This is a genomic window from Psychrobacillus sp. NEAU-3TGS (assembly GCF_029955155.1).
In the GTDB taxonomy this organism is placed as follows: Bacteria; Bacillota; Bacilli; order Bacillales_A; family Planococcaceae; genus Psychrobacillus.
In genome coordinates this window covers 93,515-111,930 of record NZ_JAPNOZ010000012.1, presented here as the reverse complement: position 1 = coordinate 111,930, position 18,416 = coordinate 93,515, and the positions used below count along the sequence as shown (strand labels likewise).

The window sequence follows — 18,416 nt, the reverse complement described above, 5'->3', positions numbered from 1 at the left end:
AGCTCTTCAACTTCCCTGAAAAAAGTATAATTATTTTCATCGCCCCCCTTTAATAAAGTGGGTTGCCTTTATGTAGCCCGAATTTATGCTTAAAATATAATTGGCTATAATAATAGCCAACATTTTACCAAGGATATTTAATTAAGAAAAAAACAGCCATATTAGATGTAACATAACATCTAATCCGGCTATCTTATTATTTCATTTTATTAGATATTTATATTCTACAATTATATTTCAACCTCTGTTTCAGACAAATTCAATGCTTTTCCGCCCACCTTTACCTCAATAATTTCTTTCCCTTGAGTCGTTAAGGCTATAATTATTTCAGAAGGTTTTTTCATAGAGTAACCTTGCTCAACAGATATATTAATATCATGTTCAGGTTTGATTTTACCATATTTATATAGATAACAAGAAAGGGCACCATTGGATGTACCAGTTGCAGATTCTTCTGGAATTCCATATAAAGGTGCCAAATTTCTACAGTGAGCATTTGAACCCTTTAGTGTTTCAAGTGTAAAAATATGATAACCAATGGTATTATATTTACTGCTGATATTTGTTACTTTTTCAAAATCTGGCTTTATTGAATTTAATATATCTAAGTTTCTAATCGGTACAAGTATATCCCTAAGGCCAGTAGATACAATTTGCACTGGTAGATCCTCCAACATTTCATCTATAGTAATATTTAAGGAATCTGCAATTTCCTCCTTGTCTATTATTTCATAATAGCTTGGAGCATTTTGATCCATCATAATTGATAGGTCTTCCATTACTTCCACATATAAAATTCCAGCCTTTGTCTCTTGAGAATATTTTCCTGGTTTAATATATCCTTGGCTTGAAAGTGTATAGAACGCTGCTATCGTTGCATGTCCACAAAGATCAACCTCTTCATTAGGTGTAAAGAATCTAACCTTGAAGTCAGCAAGTTCTGACTTCATGACAAAAGCAGTCTCACTAAAACCGATGATACCTGCTATTTTTTTCATATCCTCATCTGTTAGATAATCAGCACTAAGTACCACTCCGGCAGGGTTCCCTCCCTCAATGGATTTTGCAAATGAATTTAATGTATAAACTTTTAACTTCATAATATGATTCCTCCAAATTGTATATCGATTTTATATTTGCCCTTATGGCACTTTGTGTTTCACCGACTGTTGATGCTTGTGTAAAAACATCTACATATACAGAAGCTACCTCAAAGATATTTTCATCTATTTCCTTTTCAGCTATGTCTGCCCCCACATTAGCTGTAAAAGAAACTCAGAACTGGCGGTAAGAATAACTGACTAATTGAAGTGAAAATAAGTATTTGAGAAACTAATTTCGGTAGTATTTCTATACCTTTTCCTTTATTCCATCCGCTAAATTGCAATTTATTTCTATATAGTACAAAAATCAGAATAGGAAAAGCGATATAAGTCATCCAACTATATCTGTCTATATCAGTTCCAATTTTTACATATACTTCTCCAAAATAACCCAAAATGCCAACCACAATAGCCATTATGATTAAAACTCGTATTAACTCTAAGATTATAACAACAGAAGTCATCAAGGCAGTACGAATAATGTTTTCACCATCAAGATCATTTTTCACTAATTCTACCACCTTTAATTGTTACTTCTTTATAATTGTTAGAAGGTCCTTCTTTCACGAACCTGCTCCGTTTGCCTAAGAAGCGATTGCTCTAATTGACCAATCACCTCTTAGGCTTACGTGTATGTATTGAAGAAATTAAACGCCATAATGAATCAACCATCTATCTTCTTTTATTGCTTCAGCTATTTTTTTCAGCAATTCTTCAAGTTCTTCTAATTTGTACTCGTCGTTTGCTTCACTAACCATATTTAAAAATTGTTTATGAGAACTCGGTGGTATCAATGTTATTCCAAAATAGGCGAGGCTTTTATAAGGTCTATTTGTGTTATGTGCGAATGTTTCTAAGAGATGCATTTTTTTACCAAAATCCTTAGACATAAGTTCATCAAAAAGGTCACCATCTATACCTATGCAATTATATTTTTCAGGTTCATAACCTACATACTCTTTTTCTTTTTCAATACATCCAACTATTCCAAACTCGTGAATATAAGGCAAATTAACATATCTCCTAAGTCTTAGCTATTTATTAAACAACTTCCTTTATGAGCCTTTATTATACATAACGTTCCTCACATTATTTTACAATACTTGCTTGTTCATTCTTCAACTAATCTACTGCGTTAGTTCAATAAGAAAAAAGCTTTACTCTTTCTTGAAGTAAAGCACCTGTTAGTGAAATAAGAAAACTAGAGTATTTTTTTAGTCGAGAACATATCAAGAATTATTTTTTGAAGCCCTAAACATAGCCCCCATGAAATAACTCCCACAAAAAGTGCCACAAGAAAAGGAAAAGAATTTTTCAACATGATATATACTGCTAGTAACATAACAATTGTTGCTGGTAATCCGATAATCACACCTATAGTAAAAGTTTGAATTTGGTTAACTGTTTCTCCTTGAACAGTTAACCAAAAAATACTAAGGAGACTTATTAACGGTAGTGCAGCTATAATTCCACCGTATAAAGGAAATCTTCTGGCTAGTTCCGTAACAAATGCAATGATTAAAGCAGACGTAAAGAGTTTAATCCAAACCATCATTTTGCTGCCTCACTCAGTAAACGAAAAGCTTTTAAGACTGTAATCTTTTCCTTGTCACTTAGCTTATTCAAAGCTGCATGTAATTTTAATTCATCTAATTCTGTGTTTTGTCTTGCAACTTCTAATCCTTCTGCTGTTAACTTCAAAAAAACTTTTCGTTGATCTTCTTCAGTACGTTGCTTAACGATCCATCCATTGTTCGCAAGCTTCTTAACATGCTCTGATGCTGTATTATGGGAGATTTTTAATGCTTCTGACAAGAAACTTACAGTCACCGTTTCTTCTTTCTGAACGATTTGTAGAATTCGTATACTTTGATGCGAGATTGTCAGTTCATGTGTTGGATGTAGATAATAATATATATCTGTAAAGTATTTATTAAGTTCCATATTACACCTCTTTTATATCGTTATCACAGATTATATCGTATTTTACGATATAAAAGCAATGGGATTGAAATTTTGCAATTACAGGAACTACGATGGTGAAGATACAAACAGACTTCTTATTGAACTAACCTGCTGCTTTACTTCAATAAGAAAAAGGCTTTACTCCTTCTTGAAGTAGCAACCGCTAGCTTAAAAACCCTTTTGATTTTAAATCTATAATATCTACTAACTCATCTATTGTTCCATAACACTTTTCGATTTCAGGTAATGATAAAACGTACTGGTTGTTTCAATGTTATCAACCTCATTGTTCGGTGAGTAAAGATAAATTTTTTTGTCATTTCCCATAGCAATACCTAATTCAATATGGCTTCCTTTTCCTGCTGGTAATAAAACAACAACAAAATCCGCTTCTATTACAGCATTTTTCTCCTTTCGACCTATCACCTTCAGTTCTTCCAATGTTGTTACATTATCATTTATAGTCCAGTCATATGTATGAATAAATCCTTTATTTTTTAACCTTTTACTAACATATCTAACCTGTTCTATATTTTTTAAGCTAGATGCAATATAAAATTTCATAATATTTCTCTCCTTTTTATTATCATATATCTTCCTAACCCATATTCAACTAAACTACTTTATAAGTTCAATAAGAAAAAAAGCTTACTCCTTCTTGAAGTAAAAAACCCGTTAGTTCAAAAACTGCGTGAAACTATGTACATAGCTATTTTTCATTTACAAATCCCTTTTTTACCCAGTTGAAATCCTCCAATAAAAGTTCTTCATATACGTTTTTAGTTTCCGTTAGACTGATAAAAATAAGGTTACCAATCATTATCCGATTGGTAACCTTATTCTTTGTGATATTTATTGTTTTTCCGTAAATCCAAACTCAGACCTTACAAGAAAACTTCCAATTACTGTATAAGTTCATTTCCCTTAACGTTATACGCTTTTATTGCGTATGTTGATAGTTTAGTAGAAAATAATTCTTCGATCGGAACAACAAATAGTTTTCCATCTTGATAAAATATGTTTTGGATGTCCCCGCTCATGGCATAACGCTTTTCTCTCTCCATAGATTTGTAATTGTAAACATCAATATTACTACCATTACTTGTATAGAAAAATCCTTCCTTCATATTAAAGGTGATTTTTCAAAATTAGAATATAGCTTTGTGTAATACGTCATATTCATTGGTTTAGCATCAGCAGCAATATTAAGAATCTTCTAAAAACTATCTTATGCATTCTAGTAGATTGGGGTAAGGATGTATATTGGTAAAAAGTTCTAGTCTGAAACCAGAATATCTTTCTATATGTTGATATAAATTAAATAATCATAGTCAATTGTTATGTAAAGGTTTAGTATTCTAATTTAGCTTGTCGAGGCATCGTTCTTTATTTCGTTTGGTTAGATATCATAACCTGTTGCTCACATTCCACTATAATAGCTCGAACATATAATGCACCTGCGTCAAGACCGGTCATTCACAAATATTCATTTATATTAAACTTAAAAAACAGCAATAAATGAAAGAGTATTATTAATAAAAATATAGGCTGACTAAGACAGCCTTGTTCTGCTAAAGCACACGTTAGTTCTATAAGATACCCTGTATAAAAACAAAGAAAAACTGCGGCTTTAGTTTATGTGTAACATTTCACAATGCATATCTGAGAACAACTTAATCTCGAAAGACTCAAGTCGATATCTCCAATTCCAGCAACACTAGTGTTAGAACGCGGGTACCTCGCACTTAATTTTCGATATTTCTAATCAAAAAGATCTCTAGTGCGTACTCACACGCGCTAGAGATCTTTTCTTAGTTTTGAATAGGTAATTGACTACTATCTATATAAAAATGAATATCTAAACGAACTAAGTGCAGGAGCCTTAACAGGGGTAGCCAAGTTCATCAGACCAGCAGTGAAGCTGCTTGGCTTATGGTGAGGGGCTTCCCTAGCGACGTAGCGATTTCAATGGGGTTCTTTATCCCACATTAACTGGCAGTAATACCCCCACTGATTTAAGGTTCACTTTATGTCAACTTATCGTTACCAATTCTGAAGGTTATTTTGAATTTACGCGTGTAAAATAACTCAAGACTCTTTTCAAAAAAGATTGTTGGATTTTCTTTTTTCCAGATAGGTAGTTATGTCCTAATTTATAATTGATTAATATCCCTTATTAAACTAAACCCCTTCTTTTGTATATTCAGTAAAGGTGATGAAATCTCCACAATCCAAAATACTGTCATTGTATATTTATTAACCTATTGCAAATGCCCCGATAAACATTAACCATAGACTTACACAGACTAATGACATCATTACTAATAGGTTGGATGTTTGAAAAAAGCTATTATTATAAACGTAAAAAGAAGAGCTATTATAAAACTACTCTTAATAAATCCCTTTTTACTTATCTTCGCTTAAATCATTATGAACAGTATTACGATTATAATAGGAACTAGAAACAAAAAATCACCTCTTGGTTCAACTTTTTTTCAAATACGAAATTCCTATCTCGGCTTCTCTTATTCAACTAAACTGCCCCTTAGTTGAATAAGGAAAGAGGCTTTACTCCTTCTTGAAGTAAGTACCACGTTAGAAGAAAATTAGAAGTAATGCTCCTACTATGAAACAATAATATGTAAAATAAACCAGCTTCCCATTTTTCATAATTCCCATAAACCACTTCATTGCAAAATAGGTCATTAATAGTGTTGCAATAAATGCAGCTAAATATGGAATTGCCAAGTCTGCTTTATTCGGTTCATTTAGAAAATCAGAAAGACCTAGTATAACTCCTCCGAGGCTCACGGGAATATACAACATAAATGAAAATCGAAGTGCCGTATCTTGTTTCATTCCAACAGCAACTGCTGAAATAATTGTTGCACCTGACCGACTAATCCCTGGTGTTAATGCGACAGCCTGCCCTAATCCCACGAGGAAAGCATCCTTAATTGTAATATCACTCTCGTCTTTATTACCTTTAAGATTACGAATTAACCACAAGGCAATCCCTGTTACAAAGAGCATCAGCGCAATCGTTTTCATGCTAACGCTTTCCGCTAAATAATCACTCAATAATATCCCAAGAACCCCTGCTGGAATAGTACCAATGATGATAAAGAAAACAAAACGAAAGTCACTCTTATAACGAAGATTTTTCGTTTTCAAATAAAGAATTGAATTCACTGCAAGTCTTGCGATATCTTTTCTATATATAAAAAGTATCGCAAATAGTGAAGCTGTATTTGTTAGTATAGCAAAAGTAAATCCTTGTTCACCTAACCCCAAGATTTCACTTGCAATCATTACGTGCCCACTAGATGACACAGGAATTGGTTCTGTAAATCCTTGGACTAGCCCAATTATTATCATTTTTACTATTAAAGCAATCTCTATTTCTCCCATTTTTACCTCCCTATAAATCCTTATTCTTAGATCAACACCTACCGGATGTAATATTTCTAATACTTTAAATATATTAAACTGAAACCAGAAAAACCATCGATTAATCTAACAATATGATGGACTTATGTTACATTTTAGTCACTTAAGTCTTTAGGAGGAATGAAAACCATTCTATTTCTTCTTCAACTAAACTTTCGCGTTAGTATAAGTGTGGCATTTCACAATGGATTTCTGAGATCTACGTAATGTTATAGAAAAAAAAGACCATCGAGATGAAGGCCTTGTTTAATTAAAGCACCCGTTAGGTGAAGAAAAAGAGTTACGCTTCCAAAGTAATAAGTTGCTTTACATATTTCGGAAAATAATTGATATCACTAGTTATTACAAATAATTTCCATCACCTTCTATAGGATTACTTTCAAATTAAGCCTTTATATCTGGGGTGTAGTGAAAAACTACTTTTTTTTGCTTACTGATAATATCATAATTGAATATAACCCCATTAATTATCATCGTCATTTTATGTGACAACCCCTACTTCCAAAACCATTAAAGAAAATTATAACTTTTTCTATATGGGTACCGTAAATATTCACAAAATTATGTAAATTAAGTAAAGTATAAACAACAAATCCACCTCTATTAACTAGAAGTGGATTTGTTGGTAAATCGATTTTATATGTTTACAGACCTTTTCTTTTCATTTGAAAAATCCTTATAGACTAAAACTGCAACAAAAATAAAACTTAGACTAATAACCCTGAAGATCATCTCTAAACTAATCCATTCAGCTAAGATCCCTAAAATAAATGCGCTAACTCCAACACCAACGTCAAAACTAGAAAGAAAGGTTGCGTTGGCAGCACCACTTTTTTCTTCACTTACCTTTTGAACCGTCCATGTTTGTAAACATGGCATAACAGTTCCATATCCTGCGCCAAATAAAATCGCTGCAATTATAAGATAAAGATTGTTTGTCGTATAAGACAGCAACACAAGTGACAAAAAACCTAGAATTGCTGACACAATGATGATAGACCAAGGTCCTTTTTTGTCATACCATTTTCCTGTAAACGGACGTAGTAAAGTAGAGACAGTCGCATTGATAAGGAAAAACAGAAAAATATGATCCAATCCCTTTTGCTTTCCAAAAAGAACTAAAAAGGTAATAATCGCTCCAAAACCTAGTGTTGTAATAACCGTCAGTAACGCTGGGAACCATGCGTCTTTTTCAAAAATCGCTCCAATATATTTAAATGGTTGCCTCTCCTGTTTATCAGGAGTAGGTGAATATACAAAACTAAGTACAATTACTGCTAATAGACTAAGCACTACTGATGACCAAATTAAAATATTGAAAGAAAAAGAGTCATAGATAAGGATACCTATACTCGGGGCAATGATTGCCCCGACCGTTGTTGAAATAGAAAAATACCCTATACCTTCTCCTAGCCGTGACTTAGGAATTAAATCGACTACAATTGTACTATTAGCTGTAGTTGAGACTCCCCATGCTACCCCATGGAAAAGTCGTAACAATAGCAAAAGCCAAATAATATTAAGAATCGGATAGAGCAATGTAATAATCATTAAAGCTATACTTGCAACAATGGCAAGACTTTTCCGTTGGTTATCAATTAAATAGTATCCTACAAAAGGTCTGATTAGAACAGCACCTAGTGTAAATAATGTTGTCATTAGACCAACTTGAACGGGAGATGCATCGATACTTAACAAATAGGCTGGTAAAATAGGCAGCAACATTTCAAACCCTATAAATACTAAAAAGTTACTTATAAATAAAAATAGAAAAGATTCATTAAAGATTTTTTGTTTTTTCATATTATTATTCCTCGCTTCTAATTATTTTTCTAAATTAGAAGCGTATTGAACACTGAAACCTTTCTATATTGTCTAAGTTTTTTAACCAATTGTCTCACCCTTTCTAAACTTCTGGTACCACTCAAATTATTGCAACAGTTTTTTCGTTATTTGGTAGTTCCTTATCTGTTCTTTTTCCACTATTTCATGAATTCATCCCGCAACAGGCTGAATACACACATACAACACAATTCTTCTCTTTTATACGCAAAAAAGACACCATCTAAAAACCGGCGTCTAGTTACTGCTTAATATTTAATCGAAATGCACAAACAAGGTTTCTACAGTTCTAAAATAAATAGACAAAAAGCTTCCGGTAGCTGGTTTCTATATGAAGTTTGCTTAAAAAAGGACAGACTGGTCCCGTTAAAAGTATATCTTCTATATGTAAATATGACTTTACTTCTGTTGCAATTCTTCTGAAAACAGTTTCCATGACTTTTTGCCCCCTTTCTTAATATTAGAAAATAGTTTTATAAATTTTAATATATATTGATAAAAAAGCAAATCCATTAATTACAACTAATCCTTCTTCAACTAATCTGCCCCTTTAGTTCAATAAGAAAAAAGCTTTACTCCTTCTTGAAGTAAAGCATCCGTTAACTCAATAAGGAAAGTATTAAATTTCTTTTTCCATCAATACATTTGTTGTCTGGTAACCTAATTTTTCATATAATCCTCTTACTACTTTGTTATGATCAAAAACATGCAGACCTATTTTATTCATTCCAAGTTCTTTCCCGACTATTTCAATTTGCTTCATTGCTTCCTTTGCATATCCAAATCCTTGATATTGTTCTAATATACTTATATCGTATATAAATCCTTCTCTTTCCACTATCCTGCTCCGTTAGTTTAAGAAGAAAAAATGCTTTACTCCTTCTCGAAGTAAAGCACCTGTTAGTTTAAAGAAGATACTACTATTTTTCAATTGCCTTATTAACTGATTCAATAGCATGAATTACTGTTGTATCAAATATTGGAACTTCGGAATCCTCTTCTTTTATTAATAATCCAATCTCTGTACATCCTAATATAATCCCTTCGGCACCCTTATCAATTAAATTCTTGATAACTTTTTTAAAATATTCTTTTGACGCATGATTGATTTTCCCTAAACATAATTCTTCATAGATCACTTCATTTATAAGTTCTATGTCCTCAGTAACAGGAATTAATACCTTTATATCATTAGCTTCAATTCTTGATTTGTAAAAGTCTTGTACCATCGTATATTTAGTCCCAAGTAACCCAACTGAAGTTACTTTTGTTTTCTTTATTTCATTTGCTGTTGCATCAGCAATATGTAGAATTGGAATATTTATTTTTTCTTCAATATAATTTATTACCTTATGCATTGTGTTTGTACAAATAACAATAAAATCTGCTCCTGCCTTTTCTAAAGAGAGAGCCACATCCCCCAGAGCGTGTCCAGCACTTTTCCAATCACCATTAGCTTGATAACGTTCAATTTCGTCAAAGTCAACGCTATATAAAATGCATCTGGCTGAATGTAATCCCCCCAATTTCTTCTTTATTTCTTCATTTATTAAACGGTAATATTCATTTGATGATTCCCAACTCATCCCACCAATTAAGCCTATTGTTTTCAATGCATTAATTCCTCCTTATAGATTGTATGTGTAGGATAGGATATTATAATATCCACTATAAGATCCTAAATTCTTTAATTTCGACAATTTAAGAATATTTTCCTCCTTCAACTAACCTGCCCTTTTAGTTCAGTAAAAAAAAGGCTTTACCCTTCTTGAATTAAAGCACCTGTTAGTTGAATAAGAAATAACGGCTTAGAGATTAATTAACACTTTTTTATATCTCCAAAAGTAATTTTCATGCTTGGTGCGTATATTAAAGAGGAATCCATGTTAAATACTTGTGAAAACAGTAGTTCAGCTTCAAATTGTTCCTGTGCTTCCTTAAGTGTAACCCCTCGGTTTGTCAAACTTTCAATAAAATAATCTTTGTTTATAATTTCTCCACCTACTCCATCTTCTTTAAGCGAATAAAACAATTTTTTCTTATCTTGTTGATTCTTATCTGAATAGAGGAAGTTAACTTTATCACTTACTCTGCACTCAATGTTCTTCACGCCCAATTCAGATAGATATTTAGGTACTTTTGCTCCAATATTTCCATCAGTTTTACTTTCTTCGAATAATTTCTGCAGAATACCAAGTGGAACAATTTGTGATTGTTCATACCCACCAAGTTCGTAAGATGACATACCTGAAATCCAATGTGGTTCAAAACAAATTATTTTTCCATCGTTAACAATAGAATTCACCATTATTTGAAGCATTTTTTGGGGTTCGGAAATGTGTAATAAAAAAGCATGGCAAACAGCAATGTCGTACTTATCCTCTATTTCAATCTCTTCGGTATCTGCTACAAAGAATTTGGATTCATACGGAAGACTATGAAAATATTCTATCGCCTTATTAATCAGTTGTTGTCCTTTATCTATCCCTGTATATTTGGAACCCTTCGGTAATAGAGGTAATAATTTGAGTCCTAAATACCCATATCCACAACCAAAATCAATAATATGTACGGGTTTAGAAATCTTCCAAACACTATTTACTAAAAACTCTAAATAGTCATCGTTATAATATAAATCTCTCGTTCTTTTGAGGTACTCCAGTTGAGTATCCCAATAATATTTCTCCATTTAAGTCCCCCCTATCTTTCTATTAAAGAAAATATTCTATATAAATCCTACAATTCCTTCTTCAACTAACCTGCTTCGTTAGTTTAAACATTTGATTGCAATCTACTTGTTATTTTGGATGTGAAAATAGACCATCGAAGATGGCTTTTCTCAAGTTATATGCGACTGTTGAGAAGATTGAGTTGGAGAGGTAAGTGGCAGATTAAATTTTATTATAATCAAAATTTTCCGTTGATTCTAACAAATGGTTGTGTCACACTATAGAAGTGAAATTATATTTCAACTTTTTCCTGCGAAAGGGGATGTTTTTAATGACTACTTATATGGTATTGGTGGTTTTAACTTAACCAAATTTTAGGTATAGTAAATTCCAATCTTTTATAATCGCTTGGAATGGGAGCAACCGGGAATACCACCCGTGTTTTTTTGCTATGCCGTAAACAGTAACCTTTCATGAATACTGCTGTTAGCGGGATACGATGAAGTTCGTATCCCTTTTGATTATAAGCCCACTTTTGGTTTATCACCGCGGAACAGCAGCTTCTTAGGAGGCTGCTTGTTCGCGGTATTTTTATGCCTAATACAACTTGAATTTTTGAGGAAAGGAACGGTTCAATGATTGATTTGAAACAATACGGCTATATCGAAACCGAAACGCCGCCGGCGGGTTTAATACCGGGCAGGGTTACGGAACTACAGAGAGAGCAATGTACGGTCATCACTGAACAAGGAGAAGTGTCGGCTGTACTTAAGGGCACTTTCTACCACACTGCAGTGACTCGGAATGACTTTCCGTGCGTTGGCGATTTTGTATTTCTTCAATATAACGAAAACGGTGCTTCGCACATTGCCAAATTGCTACCACGATGTACGAAATTTTCCCGCGCTGACTATTCAGGACACGCGGCAAGGTATGTCAAAACCATACTGGAGCAAGTCGTAGCAACAAATTTTGATTACGTATTTATCGTGTCGTCCCTAAACCGGGATTTCAAGGTCAGCCGCATCATGCGCTACTTGACACAGACACGGCAGAGCGGGGGCCAGCCTGTCGTAATCTTATCAAAAACTGACTTGATCCCGGATTTCAACGCACCGTTAGCTGAGGTTCAACAAGCAGCACCAGATGTGCCAGTACACGCAGTCTCCAGTCACGCCGGGAGTGGTTTAGACGGGTTGAATGAATATCTGCAGCCAGGTAAAACCGTGGTATTCCTCGGCATGTCAGGTGTGGGTAAATCCTCATTGCTAAACGCCTTAATGAATCAGGAAGTGATGACTGTCAAGGTGATCCGCGAGACCGACAGTAGAGGCCGGCACACAACAACGCATCGCCAACTTTTCATGCTCCCTTCCGGTGCGATGGTTATTGATACGCCTGGTATGCGTGAACTCGGGCTGTTCGGTGCGGACGACGGGATCAGTGCGGGATTTAACGATCTAGAGAAATTATTCACCCATTGTCGATTCAATGACTGTCGCCATCTGTCGGAGCCTGGCTGCGCTGTTCTTGCAGCCCTTGCCGATGGATCATTGGTATCGGAGCGTTGGGAGCGTTACCTTGTACAGAAGTGGGAAAACAAGTTTGTGGATGATAGATCTGGGTATCTCTTGAACAAACAGGCGAAGCGAAAGTCGATTGCCATGCGGCATAAGGGTAAAAAGGGAGGAAAGAAGAAATGAACAATCACGATGAAAAGTATGTAAAGGAAATGCTGTCGCTTGTTTTGAATAAAATGCTAGACAAGACGATAATTCACTTAGATTATCAACTAAAAGAGTTGCAAGGTGGGACAGTGGGAGTTGTTCGACTTGTAACAGGCACACTTGAAACTTCTGATGGTGAAAATCTGCCGTATAAAGTGGTTTGGAAAACACAGAAAAAATTTGAGCGTTATGGTGATCCGAATTCATGGCGTAGAGAATACGACCTCTATGCATCCGATTTCAAAAAGGTTTTCTTAGATTCGTTCCGTTGGCCGGAGTGTTATCACGCCGAAATAAATGGCGATGAGATTCAACTGTGGATGGAATATATTGATGGTGTGTCAGGCTTAAATCTAACCAAGGAAATGTATGAACACATAGCCGAGGAATTGGGACGATTTCAAGGGAAATTGTACACTGAACGACCAAGTGTATTGCAGAATTTGCCCAATTTAAGCAAGGTTGAGTTTACGAAAAACAACTATCTGCGTTATCGGTCATGGAATGTTTTGTATGATTACATTCGCTCCGATGACTGCGAAATTCCTAAGCACCTATGTAAAATGCTCATAGACATAGATAATAATGTGGACGAAATATTCAGTCGAATTGAAAAGCTACCAATAGTACTTTGTCACAGAGATTTTTGGGTGGCAAACATATTCTATTCGGACAGTAAAATAGTACTTATCGATTGGGATACCGCCGGATGGGGGCACATGGGCGAGGATATTGCGAGTTTAATAACGGATGAAGCGGACGTCTGTCAAATGATTGAATACTACCAAAAATGCATTCCGGCATATTACAGGGGTTTTTCGGAATATGCGGATGTGTCCCATATTTCCAATCATTGTATATACGAACTAATCCTTGCCATGTTCGGATACAGGCTTGTGGAGTGGTATAAATTCGCTAAGTCGCCCGAAGATAAATCAATGCACCTTAATACCTTGCAAAAAATCCATGAGATGAAAGAGATGTAGATAAATATAACTAGGGTCATTAGACGTAAACAACTGGATGAAAGTCTATGAATTGTCTACTTTAGATTTGATTTAATTTACGTGCGCGATAATTGAACATTACAAGATAATGCATTTAAAAAAGTTAAACTGATACTTACATTAAATACATGTAAATGATGTGAGAACCCTTGGTATCCCAATTGTTCTCACATCGAAGTTCTCGCACCTTATAACATCATTAACTCAGTCTGATTTGACCTGAACGAACTCATTTTAGGTAGTCTGAAATCTCCAAATTGCTTGTTCCAACTTATATTTGAAATCTACTTGTGCTTAACCATTTTACCTTTACAACTTTCCCTTGGTTCCAAAAGAAAAAACGATTACCAGGTATAGTAATCACCTTCATTCTCCTTCAACGATCTTTGCAAAGTCATCAAGAGTAGTTGAATACTTAATATAGATCCTTGGTAAAAGATAGAATTCGTCCTTGATGCCCTTCTCAGAAAATAGTTCAGGAGTTGTCGTAATTCCAAACAAATAGTATTTCTTCGTTTCTGCTACGACATTGTTACTGAAAATTCCGTATGGATACGCTAGAGCATTAACTGGTTTGCCTGTTATTTTTTGAATTTTATCTTTGGACCCTTTCAGTTCATATTCGAAATTTTCTATTTTCGTCAAATCAGGATGTGTAGCAGTATGAGACTGAATGGAGATAATCCCCGAATCAGCCATCATTTTTAGATCCGATGTCGATAATCGGTTGGAGCGACCGATAAAGTCAGAAATAACAAAAATGGTACCAGTTGGTTTAAAATGTTCGTTTTTCAGTTTTTGAAAGATATCAAATGCATTCAGATTGTTTTTGTACCCATCATCAAAGGTAATGAAAATGGGTTTGTTTACTTTATTAATGTCTTGCCATCGATCAAAAGTTAATAATGTGTAGCCATGGTCCCTTAGATAAATCATTTGTTTCTCGAAATTCTTCGGTGTTACATATAACTCCTTAGAACCATGCCCTTCAAATTCGTCAATCGAATGATATATTAAAATAGGTACTTTACGTTGAGCAAAAACTTGTGATGGAAGAATTAATATAAGAAGACATAGGAAAATCATTGCAACCTTTTTCATAAAACTCCTCGCTTTATTACATTTTTTTATTACTTCTAAATTTATTGTTCCTCAAAAGAATATTACTATTATGATTTCTCCAATATTGATTCCATCTACCTGTTTTCTTCAAACTTTTAGTACTTTTAACACTAGTGAATATGGGAATAAACTTTTTCTCACCTACCTCTTTTCTTTACAAAAACTGAGCATTTCCCTTTTTAAAGGAACATTCGTTCGCGAAGGGAAGTTAGTTGTTATGATGATGTCTAGGTAATAATAAATAAGATTTCATTGCCTACAAAAAAGCAAGGCCCGATTGGCCCTGCTTGTTATTGAACTGTTACTTTTCCAATCATACCTTCCTGGAAATGGTACCTACATATCAGATCATATGTACCACTATTTAACGGGTTCACGGTAATGGTTTTTTCTGTTCCCGGCTGGACTTCGGTGTCAATTCCGAGCTTTTCCACAGTGAAGGTGTGCTTTTTCGTACCTTTGTTTTTCAATATCAGCATTGTCGTTCTTCCATTAGGAATAGTGATAACTTTCGGATTAAAGTAATTGTCATTCAACTCGACCTCAATCGCTTTCTCTGACTCAATTGGCTGTGTTACGACGCCGGACTCGGCAAATACACTGAGTGGGCCCGGAATTGTTACAACTACTATCATCGCAAGCAAAACGACCAAGCCAGTTAACCACTTTTTCATAGACATACGCAGTTCCTCCTTTCTTAAGACTAGCTTTTCCAATTCATAAAATATTATCACTTTAAATTAGGTTCAAACGTGCTTCAAATAGTAACTATTTACTATTTTATTGAAAATTGTGACAAAGAAAAAAGATCGACTCTTATGACGATCTTCTGGAATCCATTCTTATTCAATTAACCTGCCCTGTTAGCTCAGTAAGTAAAAAAGAACTGCCTAAGCAACCACTAATTTTTACTAAAGTACCCGTTAGTTGAAGTAAAAATTACTTAAAGGAAAAATCATACCCTATATAGTTAAATACATTTTTGAATCCTATATTTTCTGCAACTGCAATAGACGGCTTGTTTGATTCCATACAATCCCAATACGGAACAATATTATTATTTAGACAATCGGTTACGAAAGATTTAGCTATTTTTTGTGCTAACTTTTTACCTCGATGTCCTTCTATAGTTTCAATGGATACAGCGTGTATATTTCCAACGACAAAACCGGAAAAACAAATACTTACAATCTCATCTTTATAAATCATACAATATCCTATACCTACACAAAAGAACGTTTCAAAAGAAGACCAAAACTCTAAAATTTGGGAGTGTAAAAATTCAATGTTTTTTATTGAGAAATCATTATTTTCAAAGAGGGTTTCACAAATTTTCACTACCTTATATCCTTGATCAATGGCAAGTTCAGAGTTGCATTTATAATCATCCTTTTGTAACGTATATACCCTCTGATTCCAACTTCCTAATTTACGGCTTTTAAGCACTTTTTCAATTGTTGTATTCCATTTTCTATGATTACCAATACCTTCAAACCAAGTTAATCCAACTTTTATTGCTTCCGGTATGATTATATTATCAATAAAATTGTTTAATTCATTATTGAACCCTTCATTTTTTTCATCCCCAATAAAGATAAAGCCATCATTGTTACCTAACCAAATAAGTCCAGAAATAGGATGATTAATATCATCTACAAATACACGACCTGGATTTACTCCTTCAATTACTGCTTTTGCTTCCAATTGACCTTGCTCATATAACAAATCTTTACACTTAAAGAATTCAAACTTTTTTAACTCTGAAATCATACGCATCACTCCCCAACCAACACTTATTTGATACCATTACAAAAAACCTTTATATTCAACTAAACTCCCCATTAGTAAAAACACAACTTATGTCTATAATTTTATTAAGTTGGAAATAATCCTTTTAGTATTACTATTTTAAGGGATAATGAAATTGCTACTGTCAAAAGCATGGGCTTCGTTTGTAGCGGATAAGCGAATAGAGGGCTTTTCGCCACAAACCTTGAAAGCCTACCAGTTACAGTCTTCGTTAATAATTGATTATTTTAATGATGTAGAGATGACATTGATGGATACATATCAACTAAAGGAATATCTTGCTATAACCTGTAAGCATTTAAAACCAGCCAGTCTTGCACTTCGTATTATGAAATCATTTTTTCGTTGGTCTCATGAGAAGGCTCTCTTAGTAAGAATCCAACTTCCAAAATTAAGGAAGCGGATACCCAAGTATTTAACCGAACGAGAAATTGAACATCTTCGTGAATCCTGTCAATCCCCAATTGAAAAAGCGATTTTTGAATTCATGTTTTCTACCGGTTGTCGAATTGGAGAAATAGTAGCTTTGGATAAGAACCATATTAATTGGTCCAATCAATCTGCTACCATCTATAGCACTTTTAGTTATCTTCCACCACTAACATTTATAATTTCTCCAAGTATGTAATTTGAAGCATCTGAGGAAAGGAAAACAATTACCTCTGCTATTTCCATTGGTGTTGCTGCCCGTTTAATTGGTACAGATGAAGCCATACGCTCAAGACGATTATCGTTTGGAGCAAATTTCTCGTGAAAAGGTGTTTCTACCATTCCTGGTGCCACTCCATTCACGACAATTCCATATTCAATTAGCTCTCTAGACATTCCAATGGTCATTGTATTTACTGCTCCTTTAGTAGATGCATAGTGAATACTTTCTCCTGCTCCTCCAATTCGAGCTGCCGCTGAAGATACATTGATGATTTTGCCATTCCTTTTCGGAATCATATGTTTTAATACGGCTTGAGAACATAAAAGAACACTATTTACATTTAATCTAAACGTTTCTTCCCACAATTCTTCACTCATATCCATAAAGCTGCTTTGACGGATCCCACCACCAGCATTATTAACCAAAACATCAATTGTCCCAAATGAATCAAGAGCTTGTTCAACCATTGAGTTCACTTCTTCTTTTTTCATAACATCAGCTTGAATAGCAATAGCGTCTCCGTCTTTTTCTCGGATAAGTTGGACAGCCTTCATAGCCCCTATCTCATTTGAATGAAAATTAATTATAACCTTTGCCCCTCTAGATGCCACTAAAAGGGCTGTGGCAAGCCCAATTCCTGAACTTGCTCCAGTAATAAGAATCACTTTACCTAATAAACTCCGCACAGCTTTCCTCCTAATAAATTTGGTTGAAATAGTAATTCGACAATTTAAGTCTTACTCCTCTTGATGAAGAATTTTTAATATTAGAATGACTTTCTAATTAGTTTATTAACTAGCTTAATCAGTATTCCTTGTTGAACAAAACTGCCCCTTTAGCTGAACAAGTTAATTCTTTAATTGTAAGCATTGTTAAAAAGATATACTATAGATTTATAAAAATTTTCTAAATTTAATCTAATAAATGAATCGGTTAGTGCCAGAAAGTTTAGATACACATGGCTGAACTTGTATTTGATATTGAACATACGGAGAAAACCACCTACGAAATGATAAGGCACCATTTCCATAGATGGTTTATATTGTCTTTATTATTTAATGGAGCTAGGT

General features: G+C 34.2%; 18 protein-coding genes and 1 pseudogene. 3 read left to right on the top strand and 16 right to left on the bottom strand.

What is annotated here, in order from left to right; genetic code table 11:
* Positions 1–230: 230 nt before the first annotated feature.
* From OR571_RS16775 to OR571_RS16720, 12 genes and pseudogenes are all read right to left on the bottom strand, one after another.
* The gene (locus OR571_RS16775; protein WP_282244408.1) at positions 231–1,100 is read right to left on the bottom strand and encodes a PhzF family phenazine biosynthesis protein; all 870 of its coding nucleotides are present in this window, start codon (positions 1,098–1,100) and stop codon (positions 231–233) included.
* Positions 1,101–1,258: 158 nt separating this feature from the next.
* The gene (locus tag OR571_RS16770; protein ID WP_282244406.1) at positions 1,259–1,612 is read right to left on the bottom strand and encodes a hypothetical protein; all 354 of its coding nucleotides are present in this window, start codon (positions 1,610–1,612) and stop codon (positions 1,259–1,261) included.
* Positions 1,613–1,750: 138 nt separating this feature from the next.
* Positions 1,751–2,113 carry a hypothetical protein gene (locus OR571_RS16765; RefSeq protein ID WP_282244404.1) on the bottom strand — a complete coding sequence of 121 codons (363 nt, stop codon included), beginning with the start codon at positions 2,111–2,113 and terminating at the stop codon, positions 1,751–1,753.
* A gap of 191 nt (positions 2,114–2,304) precedes the next feature.
* Positions 2,305–2,658: a DUF3147 family protein gene (locus tag OR571_RS16760; RefSeq protein ID WP_282244402.1), complete on the bottom strand. Its 354-nt coding sequence runs from the start codon at positions 2,656–2,658 to the stop codon at positions 2,305–2,307.
* Complete coding sequence (locus tag OR571_RS16755; protein ID WP_282244400.1) at positions 2,655–3,047, bottom strand: MarR family winged helix-turn-helix transcriptional regulator; 393 nt, start codon at positions 3,045–3,047, stop codon at positions 2,655–2,657. The genes OR571_RS16760 and OR571_RS16755 overlap by 4 nt, the downstream gene beginning before the upstream one ends.
* Positions 3,048–3,281: 234 nt before the next feature.
* Positions 3,282–3,632 (bottom strand): group-specific protein, encoded by a 351-nt coding sequence (locus tag OR571_RS16750; protein WP_348775056.1) that lies wholly within the window; start codon positions 3,630–3,632, stop codon positions 3,282–3,284.
* 338 nt (positions 3,633–3,970) lie between these two features.
* Entirely contained in the window at positions 3,971–4,195 is a 225-nt protein-coding gene (locus OR571_RS16745) for a hypothetical protein (RefSeq protein ID WP_282244398.1), read from the bottom strand.
* Between the two features lie 1,468 nt (positions 4,196–5,663).
* Complete coding sequence (locus OR571_RS16740; RefSeq protein ID WP_282244396.1) at positions 5,664–6,479, bottom strand: undecaprenyl-diphosphate phosphatase; 816 nt, start codon at positions 6,477–6,479, stop codon at positions 5,664–5,666.
* Between the two features lie 675 nt (positions 6,480–7,154).
* Positions 7,155–8,321: an MFS transporter gene (locus OR571_RS16735; protein WP_282244394.1), complete on the bottom strand. Its 1,167-nt coding sequence runs from the start codon at positions 8,319–8,321 to the stop codon at positions 7,155–7,157.
* A gap of 658 nt (positions 8,322–8,979) precedes the next feature.
* Positions 8,980–9,186 (bottom strand): annotated as a pseudogene (locus OR571_RS16730) (GNAT family N-acetyltransferase); the annotation flags it as partial.
* A 94-nt stretch (positions 9,187–9,280) separates the two neighbouring features.
* Entirely contained in the window at positions 9,281–9,973 is a 693-nt protein-coding gene (locus OR571_RS16725) for an aspartate/glutamate racemase family protein (RefSeq protein WP_282244392.1), read from the bottom strand.
* A gap of 206 nt (positions 9,974–10,179) precedes the next feature.
* Positions 10,180–11,049: a methyltransferase domain-containing protein gene (locus OR571_RS16720; RefSeq protein WP_282244390.1), complete on the bottom strand. Its 870-nt coding sequence runs from the start codon at positions 11,047–11,049 to the stop codon at positions 10,180–10,182.
* Positions 11,050–11,664: 615 nt separating this feature from the next.
* On the opposite strand from OR571_RS16720, the gene rsgA reads away from it, so the two are divergent.
* Positions 11,665–12,732: a ribosome small subunit-dependent GTPase A gene (gene rsgA, locus OR571_RS16715; protein ID WP_282244388.1), complete on the top strand. Its 1,068-nt coding sequence runs from the start codon at positions 11,665–11,667 to the stop codon at positions 12,730–12,732.
* Positions 12,729–13,742 carry an aminoglycoside phosphotransferase family protein gene (locus tag OR571_RS16710; RefSeq protein WP_282244386.1) on the top strand — a complete coding sequence of 338 codons (1,014 nt, stop codon included), beginning with the start codon at positions 12,729–12,731 and terminating at the stop codon, positions 13,740–13,742. The genes rsgA and OR571_RS16710 overlap by 4 nt, the downstream gene beginning before the upstream one ends.
* A 387-nt stretch (positions 13,743–14,129) precedes the next feature.
* On the opposite strand, the gene OR571_RS16705 is transcribed toward OR571_RS16710, so the two are convergent.
* The 3 genes from OR571_RS16705 to OR571_RS16695 form a co-directional block, all read right to left on the bottom strand.
* Positions 14,130–14,864 (bottom strand): polysaccharide deacetylase family protein, encoded by a 735-nt coding sequence (locus OR571_RS16705; protein WP_142540545.1) that lies wholly within the window; start codon positions 14,862–14,864, stop codon positions 14,130–14,132.
* 311 nt (positions 14,865–15,175) lie between these two features.
* Positions 15,176–15,565, bottom strand: a complete 390-nt coding sequence (locus OR571_RS16700; protein WP_282244383.1) for a cupredoxin domain-containing protein — start codon at positions 15,563–15,565, stop codon at positions 15,176–15,178.
* Positions 15,566–15,824: 259 nt separating this feature from the next.
* Positions 15,825–16,655, bottom strand: coding sequence for a GNAT family N-acetyltransferase (locus OR571_RS16695; protein WP_282244380.1), 831 nt, complete (start codon positions 16,653–16,655; stop codon positions 15,825–15,827).
* A 148-nt stretch (positions 16,656–16,803) separates the two neighbouring features.
* On the opposite strand from OR571_RS16695, the gene OR571_RS16690 reads away from it, so the two are divergent.
* Positions 16,804–17,322 carry a site-specific integrase gene (locus OR571_RS16690; protein WP_282244378.1) on the top strand — a complete coding sequence of 173 codons (519 nt, stop codon included), beginning with the start codon at positions 16,804–16,806 and terminating at the stop codon, positions 17,320–17,322.
* Here the strand turns inward: OR571_RS16690 and OR571_RS16685 are convergent.
* Complete coding sequence (locus OR571_RS16685) at positions 17,280–18,032, bottom strand: SDR family NAD(P)-dependent oxidoreductase (RefSeq protein ID WP_282244376.1); 753 nt, start codon at positions 18,030–18,032, stop codon at positions 17,280–17,282. The genes OR571_RS16690 and OR571_RS16685 overlap by 43 nt on opposite strands.
* Positions 18,033–18,416: the final 384 nt, after the last annotated feature.

What these genes read in the sequence shown, in the direction of transcription:
- OR571_RS16720 (WP_282244390.1), bottom strand. Translation starts at nt 11,049, where the DNA reads ATGGAGAAATATTATTGGGATACTCAACTGGAGTACCTCAAAAGAACG.
- OR571_RS16705 (WP_142540545.1), bottom strand. Translation starts at nt 14,864, where the DNA reads ATGAAAAAGGTTGCAATGATTTTCCTATGTCTTCTTATATTAATTCTT.
- OR571_RS16750 (WP_348775056.1), bottom strand. Translation starts at nt 3,632, where the DNA reads ATGAAATTTTATATTGCATCTAGCTTAAAAAATATAGAACAGGTTAGA.
- OR571_RS16755 (WP_282244400.1), bottom strand. Translation starts at nt 3,047, where the DNA reads ATGGAACTTAATAAATACTTTACAGATATATATTATTATCTACATCCA.
- OR571_RS16700 (WP_282244383.1), bottom strand. Translation starts at nt 15,565, where the DNA reads ATGTCTATGAAAAAGTGGTTAACTGGCTTGGTCGTTTTGCTTGCGATG.
- OR571_RS16710 (WP_282244386.1), top strand. Translation starts at nt 12,729, where the DNA reads ATGAACAATCACGATGAAAAGTATGTAAAGGAAATGCTGTCGCTTGTT.
- OR571_RS16735 (WP_282244394.1), bottom strand. Translation starts at nt 8,321, where the DNA reads ATGAAAAAACAAAAAATCTTTAATGAATCTTTTCTATTTTTATTTATA.
- OR571_RS16745 (WP_282244398.1), bottom strand. Translation starts at nt 4,195, where the DNA reads ATGAAGGAAGGATTTTTCTATACAAGTAATGGTAGTAATATTGATGTT.
- OR571_RS16760 (WP_282244402.1), bottom strand. Translation starts at nt 2,658, where the DNA reads ATGATGGTTTGGATTAAACTCTTTACGTCTGCTTTAATCATTGCATTT.
- OR571_RS16695 (WP_282244380.1), bottom strand. Translation starts at nt 16,655, where the DNA reads ATGATTTCAGAGTTAAAAAAGTTTGAATTCTTTAAGTGTAAAGATTTG.
- OR571_RS16740 (WP_282244396.1), bottom strand. Translation starts at nt 6,479, where the DNA reads ATGGGAGAAATAGAGATTGCTTTAATAGTAAAAATGATAATAATTGGG.
- OR571_RS16690 (WP_282244378.1), top strand. Translation starts at nt 16,804, where the DNA reads ATGAAATTGCTACTGTCAAAAGCATGGGCTTCGTTTGTAGCGGATAAG.
- OR571_RS16775 (WP_282244408.1), bottom strand. Translation starts at nt 1,100, where the DNA reads ATGAAGTTAAAAGTTTATACATTAAATTCATTTGCAAAATCCATTGAG.
- rsgA (WP_282244388.1), top strand. Translation starts at nt 11,665, where the DNA reads ATGATTGATTTGAAACAATACGGCTATATCGAAACCGAAACGCCGCCG.